A 14626-nucleotide genomic window follows, 5' to 3' on the forward strand; every position below is an offset into this window, starting at 1 on the left:
TATTTTCCTTATCAAAAGGAGAAATCACATGGGACTTCTGGTAGACGGCAAGTGGCACGATGTCTGGTATGATACTGCAAACACCAAAGGCCGCTTCGAACGCTCAAAATCGCAGTTCAGAAATTGGGTCACAGCAGATGGCAGTGCAGGCCCAAGCGGCGAAGGCGGCTTTAAGGCCGAGCCCAACCGCTATCATCTCTATGTATCCTACGCCTGTCCGTGGGCGCACCGCACGCTGATCTTCCGCGCCCTAAAAAAGCTTGAAGACGTTATTTCCGTATCGGTGGTGGATGCATTGATGGTGGAAGAAGGCTGGACCTTTTTTGGAACGACAGGCAGCACAGGTGACGCGCTTTATGGATCAAAGCGCCTGCATGAAATCTACACCCGGGCCGACCCGCATTATTCGGGTCGCGTGACCGTGCCTGTGCTTTGGGACAAGCAGCGCGAGACCATCGTTTCCAACGAGTCTGCGGAAATCATTCGTATGCTCAACACCGCTTTTAATGCGTTTGGTGATGCGTCGCTTGATTTTTATCCAGAGCAATTACGCAGCCAGATTGATGCGCTGAACGACTTCATCTATCCGAACATCAACAATGGCGTCTATCGTGCGGGCTTTGCCACCACACAGGATGCCTATGAAGAAGCATTCGGCCAATTGTTCAATGCACTCGACAAACTGGAAGATACGCTTTCAACACAACGATATTTGACGGGTTCAAGCCTGACAGAAGCCGACTGGCGTCTGTTCACGACGCTCTTGCGCTTTGATCCGGTCTATGTCGGCCATTTCAAATGCAATCTGCGTCGCATCGCTGATTATCCGAACCTGTGGAACTATACGCGCGAGCTCTATCAGGTGCGCGGTGTGGCACCGACCGTCAATATGGAGCACATCAAGGGCCATTATTACCGCAGTCACAAGACGATCAACCCTACAGGCATCGTTCCGCTTGGTCCGGATATCGATTTCTCATCACCGCATGATCGAGCTAAAACATGTCGCAGTTAAATGGATTCATTTAACGTTCGCGAACATGCGACAATTAAACGAATCTAGAGCGAGCACATGGATGCGATTAAACGCGACACGCTCTAGAATAGGTAACTGAGCCTTTCCTGCAACAGTCTGACTGGAACATCAGTACTTCCTCAAATCTTGGGCGCCTCTTTGATCTTGATCAATGGGGCGTCTCGCGACGCGGTTCAGATTGCCCGCATCACTACCCAAGACTTGAAGGAGAGAATGATGAACCGCTTTGCCAAAGGGCTTCTGGCCGCAACCGCGCTGACCTTTGCAGCACCAGCCGCATTCGCCGCTGATGCGATCGTCGCCCAGCCAGCAACCGAGATCATTGCCGTCCCACAGGCTTTGACGCCATGGCAGATCCGTGTGCGCGCGTTAGGCGTCATTGCCGAAAACAAGGGCTATGTGAACGGCGTTGATGGCTCTGGCCTCGATTACTCGAAGTCAATCACACCAGAACTCGATATCACCTACTACTTCACCGACAATCTGGCCGCTGAACTCATCCTCGGCACGACCTATGCCAATATCAATGGCACGGGTTCCATTGAAGGTTTGGGCAAGATCGGCAAAGTCTGGATGCTGCCTCCAACCCTGACCATGCAGTATCATTTCACCAACTTTGGCGCATTCAAGCCATATGTCGGCGCAGGCGTGAACTACACCATGTTCTTTAATCAAGATGCGGCTGGCGTCGATTATCTCAAGGTCAAGAACACGTTTGGTGGCGCGCTTCAGGTTGGTTTCGACTACATGATCGATGAACATTGGGGTATCAACTTCGATGTGAAGAAGCTGTTCCTCGAACCAAAATTCGACGCAACACTGGCTGGCGGCACTCAGGTCAGCGGCAAGGCCAAGCTCAATCCTTGGCTGATTGGTACGGGTATCACCTACCGCTTCTAATCTCTAATAATAAGGGCGCGAAAGCGCCCTTTCATTACCACGTTGGCAGCGGTTCGAGATCATGGAGCGCTTCCTGCAAGCGCCGTTTTGTTGAAGGCGTCGTGCCTTCTGGCAGATCGTCCAGCGGAAAAAAACCTGCTTCCGCTATTTCTCTGTCTCGCTGTTTGGGCTCCGCCTGCTCAAACGCCCGACAGACATAAAGCGCCACATGGTCTCGCTTTGAGGCATGTGCATTCTTGTAAAGGGCGAAAAGCTCTGGCCGACCAGTGAGGTAAATATTACCCTCCTCACGCAATTCCTTTTCAAGCGCCTGACCGAATGTCTCGCCGCTATCAACACCGCCACCGGGCAACTGCCAACCGGGCACGTAAGTATGCTTCACCAGAAATACGGAGTTTTTCTTCTCATCGAAAACAATCGCTCTGACGCCCAACGTCATTGGACGCCTCATTAAGAAATATGTATGAAACAAAAAATGGCGGAAGCGCATACCGTCACTCCAAGAGCATTTCCAACAAAACTGCATAGAGGTTTTGCGTTAGGCAAATGCGGACAAAATATTCTGTTCTTCGAACAGTGCTACAAATACATCAACAAAAAGTCGCTAAACACGGTTTCGGATTAAATAATAATACAGTACACCGACTATATGTTTCGGCTTGCCCATATCTCAGACATCCACCTGTCACCTCTGCCACGTATTCGCTATCGCGAGTTGGCGTCAAAACGTATTACCGGCTATATCAACTGGCTGCGAAACCGTAAGAACGCAATGCACGGCACAGTGCTGGACAGCCTGATTGCCGATATGCTGGCGCAGAACCCCGATCATATTGCGGTCACTGGCGATCTTGTCAATCTGGCGCTTAATCTGGAAATCGATATCGCCCATGATTGGCTTGCCGGCCTCGGCAACCCCGACGATGTTTCCGTTGTGCCCGGCAATCACGATGCTTATGTTCCAGGTGCGCTCGACAAATCCTGCCGTAAATGGGAACCATGGATGCGCGGCGATGGCATAGACAACCACGACGAGCGACCGATATTCCCCTATATGCGAGAACGCGGGCCCGTGGCGATGATCGGCGTCTCCTCTGCACGCGCGACAGCTCCCTTCATGGCCAGTGGCGATTTTAAATCCGCACAGGCCAAGCGTCTGGCCACGGCGCTCGATGAGGCAGGCGCACGGGGACTTTTCCGCATTGTGATGATCCACCATCCACCGATCCATGGTGCAACCCCCACGCATAAGCGGCTTTATGGTATTCGCAGGTTTCAAAAGGTCATTCGCAAGCATGGTGCCGAGCTGGTCATTCATGGCCATACGCATCTCGCGACCCGTTACGACATTGATGGGCCCAACGGAAAAGTGCCAGTTATCTGCGTGCCATCTGCCAGCCAGAATTTCGGCGGGCATAAGCCGCCTGCACGCTACAATATCTTCAACATCGACCGTAAGCCGCAGGGCGGCTGGCTGTGCCATTGGGAACAACACGGCATCGAAGATGAGAGCGAGCGCATCATCAAGATTTCAGAGCAGGAACTTTATTAGAAGCATGTCGCAGTTAAATGGATTCATTTAACTTTCGCGAACATGCGACAATTAAAAGTATCTAGAGCGAGCACCATGAGTGCGATTAAACGCGACACGCTCTAGAGCGCCGTGCGCCTCTTTCGGCGCTAAAGGTCACTCTAACTCTAGAAGAGAAAAGGCGGCATTTTGTGCCGCCTTTTCTCTTTAACATAAGGCTTCTGTTACTTACCAATGACACGATTGGCAGCTGAAACGATTGCTTCAAGCGAGGCACTCACGATATTGTCGTTGATACCGGCGCCGAACAATTTGCCGTCCGGATAGGCGACTTCGACATAAGAGATAGCGGCTGCGTCCGACCCTTGCTTTAGCGAATGCTCCGAATAATCGATAATCGACATCTTCACGCCGAGATATTTCGACAGCGCATCAATGAAGCCATCAATCGGGCCTGTACCCTTGCCTTCAATATTCTTGGTCACGCCGTTATCGGTGATTTCAGCGGTCAGGATACGGCGACCCTTCTGCTCTGGGTCAGGATAGGTATGGTGATCCACAAACTTGATACGGCCTTCCGTCTGCTCAACATAGAGCTTCTGGAACTCTTCATGAATGCGCTTGGATGGTAGTTCCTTGCCTTCTTCATCCGTGATGTTCTGAATGATTTCGCGGAACTCGACCTGCAGATTACGCGGCAGGTTCAAGCCATAGTCAGCCTGAAGAATGTAAGCGATACCGCCCTTGCCCGACTGAGAATTGATGCGGATGATCGCTTCGTACGAACGACCGACATCCTGCGGATCGATTGGCAGATAAGGCACTTCCCAGACCGGCGAATTAGCGGTCTTGCGAACCTTCATGCCCTTGTTGATCGCGTCCTGATGCGAGCCTGAGAAAGCTGTATAAACCAGCTCACCCACATAAGGATGACGCTCCGCAATTTTCAGCTGGTTCGAATATTCGTAGACATCTTTCATGCGATTGATGTCAGTGCAATCCAGCTCTGGATCGATGCCCTGCGTGTACATATTGAGCGCCAGCGTCACCACATCGACATTGCCGGTGCGTTCGCCGTTACCGAACAGCGTGCCCTCGACACGGTCAGCACCCGCCATCAAGGCCAGCTCGGTCGCAGCAATGCCCGTACCGCGGTCATTATGCGGATGCAGTGAAATGATCAGGTTTTCGCGATTGTCGAGGTTGCGGCACATCCATTCGATCTGATCGGCATAGACGTTCGGCGTGTTCATTTCGACAGTCGATGGCAGATTCAGGATCAGCTTGTTCTCAGACGTCGGTTTGACGATCTCGGTCACTGCGTTGCAGATTTCCAGCGCTACATCCAATTCGGTGCCGGTAAAGCTTTCCGGTGAATACTGGAAGCGATAGCCGCCACCCGCCTTTGCCGCCATGTCCATGATCATCTTTGCAGCATCGGTAGCAATTTGCTTGATGCCCTTGACGTCCTTGTTGAACACGACGCGACGCTGCAATTCACTGGTCGAATTGTAGAAGTGGATGATCGGCGTCTTAGCCCCTTCCAACGATTCAAATGTGCGCGTAATCAATTCAGGACGGCACTGCACCAACACCTGCAAATCGACCGTATCAGGCGTATCGCCCTGCTCGATTGCCCAGCGGCAGAAGTCGAAATCGGTCTGCGAAGCCGATGGGAAGCCGATTTCGATTTCCGGGAAACCCATATCGACCAGCAAGCGGAACATACGTTCCTTACGGTCGTGGCCCATTGGGTCAACCAGGGCCTGGTTGCCGTCACGCAGATCCACCGAACACCAGATCGGTGCTTTCTCAATGCGTTTTGCCGGCCAGGTACGGTCGTCGAGTTTTGGAAATGGAAACGGCGAATACTTTACGGCCGCGTCCGGCATACCCTTGTTTCGGCTCTCATGTTTTGAGGCGGAATTCGAGGTGTTTACGTTCTGATTCATGGTCTTCTCATCCTCCCGGCCTATTCGACAGTTCTTAACTGCCCAAATGACACGGATATCTCGTCTTAAAATTCAAATGTGGATTTTGAGAAAGGAGCATACGTCGGCGGGATCGTTATCGACCGCCGGACGCTCCTTTCAACGAGCCCGGCGATCGCCGCTAAGGCCGAGGGTAAGAAGCGAGTTTAGAACGCAAACGTTCACGCGCGCGCTGGAAGCGGCTGCGGAATGTTCCATAGATGTTGCGTTCTTCATAACCATGGACACGCTTTTACACGCGAGGTTCAAAACGCGCAAGCCGCTATTTGTTTCATGCGCACCCCGAAAAGTGCGCAGCGGTTTTCGGATAGGATGCGCATCAAATATAAAGATTAGAGCGCCGATCTGATAAAACCAGATCGAAACGCGCTCTAGGCAAATGGCACAGAACTCGTGCCTATCGGCAGCTTCGCCTCATCTTCCGGCTCAACATGGATCACAACGCGTGCGCTTTCGATCTGCATTTTCAGTGCATCTTCGATTCGGTCACATATTACGTGCGCGTCGCCCACGCTCATTTCGGCAGCCACAACCAGATGAAACTCGATGAAGGTGACGCGGCCTGCAATGCGGGTCTTGAGATCATGAACCTCAATTGCGCCACCGGCATTGGCCGAAATCACATCGCGAATCCGCATTTCCTCTGCAGGCTCGACACCGATATCCATCAGGCCCTGTACGGATTTATTGATAACCCCCCAGCCCTGCCAGAGAATGTTGATCGCAACCAGAATGGCAAGCAGCGGATCGAGGATCGCCCAACCCGTAATGACGGCTCCAACAAGCCCCACCAGAACACCTACCGACGTAAACACATCAGTCATAATGTGCTGACCATCTGCTTCCAGCGCAGGCGAACGCGCACTGCGACCAGTGCGAATGAGCAGCAGCGCCCATAAGCAGTTGATGACAGCAGCGCCTGTGTTGATCGCAAGGCCCAGCCATGGCTCATCAAGCTGACGCGGATTCTCAAGCGCAGACCATGCTTCTTTTGCAATCAAAAGTGCTGCAATCGTAATCAGCACACCTTCGACAACTGCCGAAATATATTCTGCCTTGTGATGGCCGAACGGGTGGTTCTCATCGGCTGGCTTATAACTGACGCTGATCGCCCACCAGGCCCCAAGTGCTGCAATTACATTGACGATGGATTCCAAGGCATCCGAATAAAGGGCCACGGAACCGGTCAGCGCATAGGCCAGATATTTCAGCCCCATTACGCCCAGCGCAACAGGAATCGACCAAGCGGCGAGCCGCCGAACTTTTACACTCGCGTCCATCACAAACCTTCAGATACTTAAATTCTTATCCCGACTGACGGGTTCAGGCTAACGAGAAGCCTATTGCGCATTCACTCCGGCGTGGCCGGTAAGCAGCATTTCGATAGCCGTTCTATAGCCCATAAAATCCAAATTTCGAAACCCTGTTTTTTTACTTCGCGCATTTAATTTTCTCTTGCGAATGCAATGCATTACAGTTGCAAATGGTTCGCCAAAGCAGCTCTGAAAAACCATGATTTTATAAGGCCATAAACGAAAAAACCGGCCGCAGTTTTCACCGCGGCCGGTTGATTGTGTTACGAGTCAGAAAATCAATTAGTAATTGGTGCGACGCGCTTTGTGCTTAGCTGCAAAATGCACCACGACGTTTTCGATCATCCGCATGCCTGCATTGTGACCCAGTGTCATAATGGATTCGGGATGGAACTGAACCGCTGCAACCGGCTCTTTCTTATGCTCGAAAGCCATGATGACACCGTCCTCCGTCTCCGCCGTGACCAGAAAATCATCCGGCAGACGTTCAGGATCGGCAAAGATCGAGTGATAACGACCAACCGTTACTTCCTTAGGCAAGCCTGAGAAAATGCGTTCAGGCTTTGAAACCCTGATACGCGACGGCTTGCCATGCATCGGAATGCGCAGCTGACGCAACGTGCCGCCATAGGCTTCCGCCAGCGCCTGAAGCCCAAGACAGACACCGAAGATCGGCAGCTGACGCTTTCGCGCCTTGTCGATGGTCGCCTTGCAGTCGAAGTCCTGCGGCGTACCCGGTCCGGGCGACAGCACGACAAGATCAGGATTGATGCGGTCGAACACTTCTTCGGCAACCGGCGAACGCACAGTCGCAACCGTTGCACCCGTCTGCCGGAAATAATTGGCGAGTGTGTGTACGAAGGAATCTTCGTGATCGACCAGCAGGATCGAAATCCCCTCACCCACCTTTGCGGCAACGCGTTCTTCAGCAACCTGATTGCTCTTCTGTGCTTCACGCACCGCGGCAATCATTGCGGATGCCTTCAGTTCGGTTTCTGCTTCTTCCTCTTCGGGATTGGAATCAAACAATAGCGTAGCACCAGCACGAATCTGCGCTACGCCATCCTTGACGCGGATCGTGCGCAGCGTAAGCCCGGTATTCATATCACCATTGAAGTGCATCATGCCGATGGCGCCACCATACCACGCACGCGGGCTGCGCTCGTTTTCTTCGAGAAAGCGCATAGCCCAAAGTTTTGGTGCACCGGTTACGGTTACAGCCCATGCATGACTGAGGAAGCCGTCAAACGCATCCATACCATCGCGCAAACGACCTTCAATATGATCAACCGTGTGGATCAGGCGTGAATACATCTCGATCTGACGGCGACCGATCACCCGCACTGAACCTGGTTCACAAACCCGGCTTTTGTCATTGCGATCGACGTCCGAACACATAGTCAGCTCGGACTCGTCTTTCTTGGAGTTGAGCAGTTTCAGAATCTGCTCCGAATCTGAAATCGCATCTTCACCGCGTTTGATGGTGCCGGAAATCGGGCAGGTCTCGATGCGGCGACCATTGACGCGCACGAACATTTCCGGCGAAGCGCCAACCAGATATTCATTTTCACCCAGATTGATGAAGAACGAATAAGGCGATGGATTGATCGACTTCAGGCGACGGAAGATTTCAGAAGGAGCCGTGTGGCAGCGCTCATAGAAAGTCTGCCCCGGCACGACTTCAAACAGATCGCCACGCCTGAAGCTTTCCTTCGCGCGTTCAACCAGCTTGGCATATTCGCCCGGATGATGATCGCCACGCGGCAGATCACGCTCTGCAGGCTTGAATGGCTGCACCGGTGTCGCCCGTGCAAGATCATGTGTTGAAGAACCACCGCAGACAAATTCGTAGCGATCCACCCATGCGCGCGCCGAATAGTGGTCGGCCACAAAGATTTCATCAGGAATGAAAAGTACCAGATCACGCTGATCATCAGGACGCTTGAGCTTGTATTCGATCGGATCGAACTGGAACGCGAGATCGTAGCCGAATGCACCATAAAGGCCGAGATTTGCATCTTCTTCGGAGAAGAAAAGGCCCACAATCGCACGCAGCACGGTAAAGACCGAAGGCATACGCGAGCGTTCTTCTTCAATGAATGTGCCTGTAGGGTCAGCAATCGTCAGCTCGATAAGGTCTTCATCGGCCTTATCGACCTTCACTTCGGCAAGTGCTTGAACCGTCTTGAGGATCGGACGCAGCAGGATCGTGCCGCGCTTGTTCAGCGCTTCGATACGCATCTGACGAGCGCGTGAGGTGATCACGACTGGCGGATCAACAATTGCCGTGTCCCATCGCGTGTAGCGGCCCGGATATTCGTAGTTAGAGGAAAAGACCGCCCCCCGCCGCTCATTGAGAGCATCGATATAAGTCTCGATGGCTCCCTTATAAGCAGTCAGATGGCGCACGCGTTCGACAACAATGCCGCCCGCTGTCTCGTGCGTGAATATCTCGCTATCCGCAATCTTCGCATTCATGACTGGCAAATCCCAAATCTTTTTCGTTGTCGAACACTTCTGAAACCCGGTGTCCCCTACCGCTGACCTTATTCAAACAGCCAAACAAAAAGGCCGCCCGGATAATAATCCCAGCGGCCTGTTCCTAAAACGCAAATGCACAAACGCCTGCGTGGCCGCTTTTAGCGAGCCCACCACCAGCCTTTGATGTCAATGCGCGAAATGTTCATGGCGATACTGTTATCCTTACCGTGCGTCGCTTGCAACTGGAAATTTGAAGCCTAGAGCAGAGCAGTAACATCCCTGTTAGCTCGATACGGCCAGTATTGTCAGCTTGGCTACTGAACGCAATTCAGATTGCGTCTGCTAAGCGGTTTTAAATGACGGAGATGCGCCAGAATAATCAAACTGATAGATAGAGCAGCCTCAGCCTCGCCTGAAACTGCTCTCGTTAAAGCATTTCCAGCAAAAGTGGGAACCGGTTTTGCGTTCGGAAATGCGTAAAAGCAAATAGTCACAGCGGTTCCAACGATTCAACATTAACTGAAACCGCTGTAACATCAGGACAATCCGAATTGTCGAGGTGTACCTTTACCGGCGAGCGGTAGGTATAACACCCGTTAGAAGTCATAACTTTATACGCGCAATATCACTTTAAGTATATCTTGTTTCTACTTTAGATTGTAATCATCTCACAACTGTTAATTCTATCGTTGCCCCTCTCTCTTCAACTGCATGAACGAGCTCCAACTTATGCGTGCGTCAAAAATTTTGCCTTGCGTCAAACGCAGAATTCGGATTCATTTCGCAAGCAAATCATTTACAATTAATCAATAAAAAGCCGCCCAAGCAGGCGGCCTAATGGGGACAACGATGAAAAATATCGATGCGATGGACAGGAGTATTCTGCAAGCGCTTCAGGAAAACGGTCGACTGACCAATACTGAACTCGCTGATCGCATTAATCTTTCCCAAACCGCAACCGCAGAACGCGTCAAACGTCTGACGCGCGAGGGGTATATTCTGGGCTATTCGGCGCACCTGTCGCCAAAGATGCTCGACCGCTCAATGCTGGTTTTTATCGAAATCAAGCTCGACCGCACTACACCGGAAGTCTTTGAAACGTTCTCTACTTTCACGCGTGGCAACCCCGATATTCTGGAATGCCATATGGTTGCTGGTGGCTTCGACTATCTGATCAAAGCGCGTGTGTCCGATATGGATCATTATCGGCGTTTTCTGTCTGAGGCGTTGCTTTCGCTGCCCGGCGTGCGTGAGTCCCACACTTACGCGGTTATGGAAGAGGTCAAGGAAACCTCACATATCGCCGTTTGATCTGGTTACACTGACACTTTTATCGCACGAAACAGAGCCGTTCTCGCACCAAGATTCGTTTAGTTTGACGACGGTCAGCGCAGTATTGCCCTACAGCATAATTCCTTACACTTGAATCAGTTTAAGGTAAAATTATGCTGTAAATATAGAGTGTTAGAGCGATCTTTGTGCGCCCAAGAGGGCGCACGGCGCTCTAGCCTTCTGATCCGCGCGCTATTGCAAATTATTATTTACGGGTATATACCCGCGTTATGTCTACTCCTTGTATCTGCATCCTTCTGCGTCAGGCGGCTCGCAAATCGTCAGCTATCTACGATGAAGCGCTGGCACCCCTTGGCATCAATATTGCGCAATTCAGCCTGCTGCGAAAAATCTCCCGCGCCGGTTCGATTTCGCTAACCGAGCTTGCCCACAAGGCGGAGCTTGATCGTTCAACGATGGGTCGCAACGCAAAAGTTCTGCAGCGCATGGGGTTGGTTGAGCCTGCAGCAAGTGAAGATCATCGCGAAACCAGCGTCACACTCACCGACGAAGGACGAGATATTGTCAGACGTGGAGCGCCGCTGTGGGACAAAGCACAAGACGAAATAGAAGCGCGGCTTGGTGATGACGGTGTTGAACAATTGCAATCGCTGCTCCGCGCCATCTCATGACGCTCTGCTCCTTTGACTGAATTGACTACAAACAATGACAGGAACCTGCATAGCCGATAGATGGCGAGCGGTTCCGCCTTCCAATATGCGGCTGGCCGAAACCCAGCTCGAACTCGAAAGCGCCGAAAATGATTTCAGCCAGCCTTGCCAGCTTTCTTGCGCAAAGAAACATCCATTATGGATGGGTCGTCGCTGCTGTCACCTTCCTCACCATGCTGGCAACAGCTGCGGCAATGGGATCGGCGGGCATATTAATTGAGCCGCTTCAGAGTGAATTCGGCTGGACCAACGCGGATATTTCATTCGCGATGGCTCTGCGTCTCGTTTTGTTCGGGCTCATGGGACCGTTTGCAGCTGCTTTCATGAACCAGTTCGGTCTTCGACGGGTGGTCATGGCTGCACTGATCATGATCTCACTAGGCCTTGTAGGCTCGATTTTCATGACTGAGCAATGGCAGATGGTTGCACTTTGGGGTGTCGTCATCGGACTTGGCACTGGCATGACAGCCCTCGTGCTGGGCGCGACCGTTGCCGCGCGCTGGTTTGAAAAGCGCCGCGGCCTCGTCGTCGGCATGATGACGGCCAGTAACGCCACCGGACAGCTTATTTTTATGCCAATTCTGGCCAGCGTGAGTCAGTCGATCGGTTGGCGCACGTCGCTCACAATTGTCATTTCGTTCTTGCTGGCAGCGCTTGTGCTGGTCCTGGCGTTGATGCGCGACAATCCAGCGGATGTCGGACTTAAGCCTTACGGAAGAACCGCGCCAATGCCTGCACCGGAACCAAAAAAGCAGTTTGGCTCCATGCTTATCTCGCCGCTGGTGACATTGCGTGAAGCATCTTCCACCTCAACCTTCTGGGTGCTGTTCATCACATTTTTCGTCTGCGGCTTTTCCACGAATGGTCTGATACAAACGCACTGGATTGCACTTTGCGGCGATTTCGGCATCGTACCAGTGGGTGCAGCAGGTATCCTGGCCGTCATTGGCGCGTTCGATCTGATCGGTACTATTGCTTCTGGCTGGCTTACCGACCGCTTCGACAATCGTTGGCTTTTGTTTTGGTTCTATGCCCTGCGCGGCCTATCGCTCATCTATCTGACGTTCACAGACTTCACACTTTACGAACTTGCACTCTTCGCCGTGTTCTATGGCCTCGACTGGGTAGCCACTGTACCACCTACCGTAAAGCTTGCCGCTGAACAGTTCGGTCCTGAAAAAGCCGGTATGATCTTCGGTTGGGTATTCACAGGCCATCAGGTGGGTGCGGCCGCAGCAGCAGCCTTCGCAGGCTATGTCCGCACCGATTACGACAGCTACACACCTGCGCTTATTCTGGCAGGTGCCATGTGCTTCGCTGCGGCGGCGATGGTGTTCCTCATCAATCGCCCTTCACGCCGCCCTATACTTCAGGCGTCATGATAAGCTAAAGCATGTCGCGCTCAAATGGATTCATTTGAGCTCGACATGCGACAATTAAAGGAATCTAGAGCGAGCGCCATGGGTGCGATTAAGCGCGACACGCTCTAGATTTTCTGCCCTTTCTGTTCAGCGCCAAAACACCGAGACTGATCAGAAGGGCAGCGGTGGTGTCGGTCCAGCCCGGCACTTCTCCGAGCAACAACAGAGCCAGCACCAAAGTTGCCACCGGAATAAGGGCAGATAAGGCCGCTCCCGCTGCTGTTCCCAAAAGCACAACTGCACGGTTAAAGGCGAAGACACCGAAGGCTGATGTCAACACACCCTGATAAAAGCCCTGCAAAGCAATGTCGCCCCAAGCGGTTTCGCCAATGCCTTTTTTCAGGAACAGCACATAGATTGGCAGAAACACCAGCGCAGACGTCACGGCGGCAATCGCTGTAGCGTGAAGCCCGTCCATGCCTTTCCTGCGAAAAACCATCACGTAGATCGACCAGACCAAGGCTGCTGCAAAAAACGAGAGGTGTCCTATCATCTCTTGCCCACCCAATTGCGACAAGCCGGCGATCAATCCGCTTCCAATCAGGATCAGCACCACCCCGGCCCAACGGGATAACGCCAGACGCTCCTGAAGCAGAAGGACACCGAGAATAGCAACGAGTGCTGTCATCAGGCCGGGGATAAGCGCAGCCGCATGGGACGCGGGAGCAAACTGCAACCCGTACACAGTCAGAAGCGCATAGGGAAAGCCAGCGCCGGACGCAAGAAGCACAAAGCCAAGCGGCCCCAATTGTCTAAAGCCGAACCCTTTCGCAAAGACGACCGGCAGCAGCACCAAGCCCGCTACACCGAAGCGCAATGCAATAATGTCCGACGGCATGAGTGCTGTTTTAAAGCCAAAGCGGGTCAGTACGAACGAACCCGACCAGACGAGGACGCCCGAAAGCCCCCAAAGCAAGCCCTTTATCGTATCGTTTGCTGAAACTGAAATAGTCGAATCGGTGGTGGCCGTCATATTTGCTTTGCTCTGATTCATGAATAGTTGTGCGACTATTGCAGAAACAGTGAGCGTAAGCGGCACGGATAAGTCAAATATGAGGTATTAGAAATTCTTATGCCGCTTTGATATTTGCATCTTTGGCGATAACGCAGAAACTATCGATCAAATGCCTTACCGGGCTATCGGCACGATAGACAATATATACCGTTCTGAATGTCGGCGGATTGAGTTTGATCGCTCGCAGATCATGCAAATCGGAACCCGGTAAGCTGATCTCCGACAACAGCGTCATGCCAATGCCATGTCGCACCATTTCGAGCACAGTGGCAACATCCCGTGTTCTTACCTGCTCGCTTCGCGCCCCCCCATCCGCATGAATGATACGATCAAGGATCAACTCGCAACCCGCTGCCGCAATCAACTGTCGATCTCGCAGATCGCGTGGGGCAACCATATCCCGCCGCATGAAGGGGTCGTCACGTCGACCGACCACGACCAATTCTTCCTGCCCTACTTCAACCGCTTCCAAACCGGAAAATGGCAGTGACGTAATGCCAATATCAGCAATGCCGTCACTCACCCAAAGGCTTACATCGTCGTGTCCGCCTTCAAAAGTGCTGAATTCCACACACGGATGGAGCCGCAAAAAAGTTTTGCGCAGATCAGGAACCACATATTCCAGCTGGCTGGGAATGGCAGCCACGCGCAGCCTGTCAGGCGCATTGGTGACCATCTTGCGTGCCTGAGCTTCTATCCGATCCACAGCCGATAAAGCACTGCGCGCATCATCAAGAATGGTCTGCCCAAAAGCGGTCAGCATCGCACCGTCGCGTTTACGGGCAAGCAGATCCAGTCCGAGGATTTTCTCAAGCGTCGACAGCGCCTGACTGGCCCCTGACTGGGTCAGGCCCAGCTTCCGTGCGGCCGCACCGACACTGCCGGTTTCGGCTACCGCTTCGAGCAAACGCAACTGGACGAGACTGATCTTCATG

12 protein-coding genes are annotated in these 14626 nt (G+C 52.6%); 6 read left to right on the forward strand and 6 right to left on the reverse strand.

Annotation, left to right across the window (positions count from 1 at the left end; all coding sequences use genetic code 11):
* The first annotated feature begins 28 nt into the window (after positions 1–28).
* Positions 29–1015 (forward strand): glutathione S-transferase family protein, encoded by a 987-nt coding sequence (locus tag CES85_RS17725; protein WP_095447122.1) that lies wholly within the window; start codon positions 29–31, stop codon positions 1013–1015.
* A 237-nt stretch (positions 1016–1252) separates the two neighbouring features.
* Positions 1253–1936 carry an OmpW/AlkL family protein gene (locus tag CES85_RS17730; protein WP_095447123.1) on the forward strand — a complete coding sequence of 228 codons (684 nt, stop codon included), beginning with the start codon at positions 1253–1255 and terminating at the stop codon, positions 1934–1936.
* Between the two features lie 34 nt (positions 1937–1970).
* Here CES85_RS17730 and CES85_RS17735 read toward each other — a convergent pair whose 3' ends face one another.
* A complete protein-coding gene (locus tag CES85_RS17735) occupies positions 1971–2426 on the reverse strand; it encodes an NUDIX domain-containing protein (RefSeq protein ID WP_095447124.1) in 456 nt (151 codons plus the stop codon).
* Between the two features lie 159 nt (positions 2427–2585).
* Between CES85_RS17735 and CES85_RS17740 the strand changes: the two genes are divergently transcribed.
* Positions 2586–3488: a metallophosphoesterase family protein gene (locus CES85_RS17740; RefSeq protein WP_095447125.1), complete on the forward strand. Its 903-nt coding sequence runs from the start codon at positions 2586–2588 to the stop codon at positions 3486–3488.
* Between the two features lie 203 nt (positions 3489–3691).
* Here CES85_RS17740 and leuA read toward each other — a convergent pair whose 3' ends face one another.
* The 3 genes from leuA to CES85_RS17755 form a co-directional block, all read right to left on the reverse strand.
* Positions 3692–5419, reverse strand: a complete 1728-nt coding sequence (gene leuA, locus CES85_RS17745) for a 2-isopropylmalate synthase (protein WP_095447126.1) — start codon at positions 5417–5419, stop codon at positions 3692–3694.
* 410 nt (positions 5420–5829) lie between these two features.
* Positions 5830–6738 carry a cation diffusion facilitator family transporter gene (locus tag CES85_RS17750; RefSeq protein WP_095447127.1) on the reverse strand — a complete coding sequence of 303 codons (909 nt, stop codon included), beginning with the start codon at positions 6736–6738 and terminating at the stop codon, positions 5830–5832.
* 315 nt (positions 6739–7053) lie between these two features.
* Complete coding sequence (locus CES85_RS17755; RefSeq protein WP_095447128.1) at positions 7054–9249, reverse strand: anthranilate synthase component I; 2196 nt, start codon at positions 9247–9249, stop codon at positions 7054–7056.
* A gap of 852 nt (positions 9250–10101) precedes the next feature.
* Between CES85_RS17755 and CES85_RS17765 the strand changes: the two genes are divergently transcribed.
* From CES85_RS17765 to CES85_RS17775, 3 genes are all read left to right on the forward strand, one after another.
* The gene (locus tag CES85_RS17765) at positions 10102–10563 is read left to right on the forward strand and encodes an Lrp/AsnC ligand binding domain-containing protein (RefSeq protein WP_095447948.1); all 462 of its coding nucleotides are present in this window, start codon (positions 10102–10104) and stop codon (positions 10561–10563) included.
* Positions 10564–10814: 251 nt separating this feature from the next.
* Positions 10815–11216 carry a MarR family winged helix-turn-helix transcriptional regulator gene (locus tag CES85_RS17770; RefSeq protein WP_095447129.1) on the forward strand — a complete coding sequence of 134 codons (402 nt, stop codon included), beginning with the start codon at positions 10815–10817 and terminating at the stop codon, positions 11214–11216.
* A gap of 128 nt (positions 11217–11344) precedes the next feature.
* Entirely contained in the window at positions 11345–12637 is a 1293-nt protein-coding gene (locus CES85_RS17775; protein WP_095447130.1) for an MFS transporter, read from the forward strand.
* An 88-nt stretch (positions 12638–12725) separates the two neighbouring features.
* On the opposite strand, the gene CES85_RS17780 is transcribed toward CES85_RS17775, so the two are convergent.
* Both CES85_RS17780 and CES85_RS17785 read right to left on the reverse strand, forming a co-directional pair.
* Positions 12726–13649, reverse strand: coding sequence for a DMT family transporter (locus tag CES85_RS17780; RefSeq protein ID WP_095447949.1), 924 nt, complete (start codon positions 13647–13649; stop codon positions 12726–12728).
* A 97-nt stretch (positions 13650–13746) separates the two neighbouring features.
* Positions 13747–14625 (reverse strand): LysR family transcriptional regulator, encoded by an 879-nt coding sequence (locus CES85_RS17785; protein ID WP_095447131.1) that lies wholly within the window; start codon positions 14623–14625, stop codon positions 13747–13749.
* Position 14626 lies beyond the last annotated feature (1 nt).

Origin of the sequence: Ochrobactrum quorumnocens (genome assembly GCF_002278035.1) — a bacterium.
Classification (GTDB): domain Bacteria; phylum Pseudomonadota; class Alphaproteobacteria; order Rhizobiales; family Rhizobiaceae; genus Brucella; species Brucella quorumnocens.

Excerpts from the sequence above, each read along its gene's own strand:
- CES85_RS17725 (WP_095447122.1), top strand. The coding sequence starts at position 29 with ATGGGACTTCTGGTAGACGGCAAGTGGCACGATGTCTGGTATGATACT.
- CES85_RS17755 (WP_095447128.1), bottom strand. The coding sequence starts at position 9,249 with ATGAATGCGAAGATTGCGGATAGCGAGATATTCACGCACGAGACAGCG.
- CES85_RS17750 (WP_095447127.1), bottom strand. The coding sequence starts at position 6,738 with ATGGACGCGAGTGTAAAAGTTCGGCGGCTCGCCGCTTGGTCGATTCCT.
- CES85_RS17785 (WP_095447131.1), bottom strand. The coding sequence starts at position 14,625 with ATGAAGATCAGTCTCGTCCAGTTGCGTTTGCTCGAAGCGGTAGCCGAA.
- CES85_RS17735 (WP_095447124.1), bottom strand. The coding sequence starts at position 2,426 with ATGCGCTTCCGCCATTTTTTGTTTCATACATATTTCTTAATGAGGCGT.
- CES85_RS17730 (WP_095447123.1), top strand. The coding sequence starts at position 1,253 with ATGAACCGCTTTGCCAAAGGGCTTCTGGCCGCAACCGCGCTGACCTTT.
- leuA (WP_095447126.1), bottom strand. The coding sequence starts at position 5,419 with ATGAATCAGAACGTAAACACCTCGAATTCCGCCTCAAAACATGAGAGC.
- CES85_RS17770 (WP_095447129.1), top strand. The coding sequence starts at position 10,815 with ATGTCTACTCCTTGTATCTGCATCCTTCTGCGTCAGGCGGCTCGCAAA.
- CES85_RS17765 (WP_095447948.1), top strand. The coding sequence starts at position 10,102 with ATGAAAAATATCGATGCGATGGACAGGAGTATTCTGCAAGCGCTTCAG.
- CES85_RS17740 (WP_095447125.1), top strand. The coding sequence starts at position 2,586 with ATGTTTCGGCTTGCCCATATCTCAGACATCCACCTGTCACCTCTGCCA.
- CES85_RS17780 (WP_095447949.1), bottom strand. The coding sequence starts at position 13,649 with ATGACGGCCACCACCGATTCGACTATTTCAGTTTCAGCAAACGATACG.
- CES85_RS17775 (WP_095447130.1), top strand. The coding sequence starts at position 11,345 with ATGATTTCAGCCAGCCTTGCCAGCTTTCTTGCGCAAAGAAACATCCAT.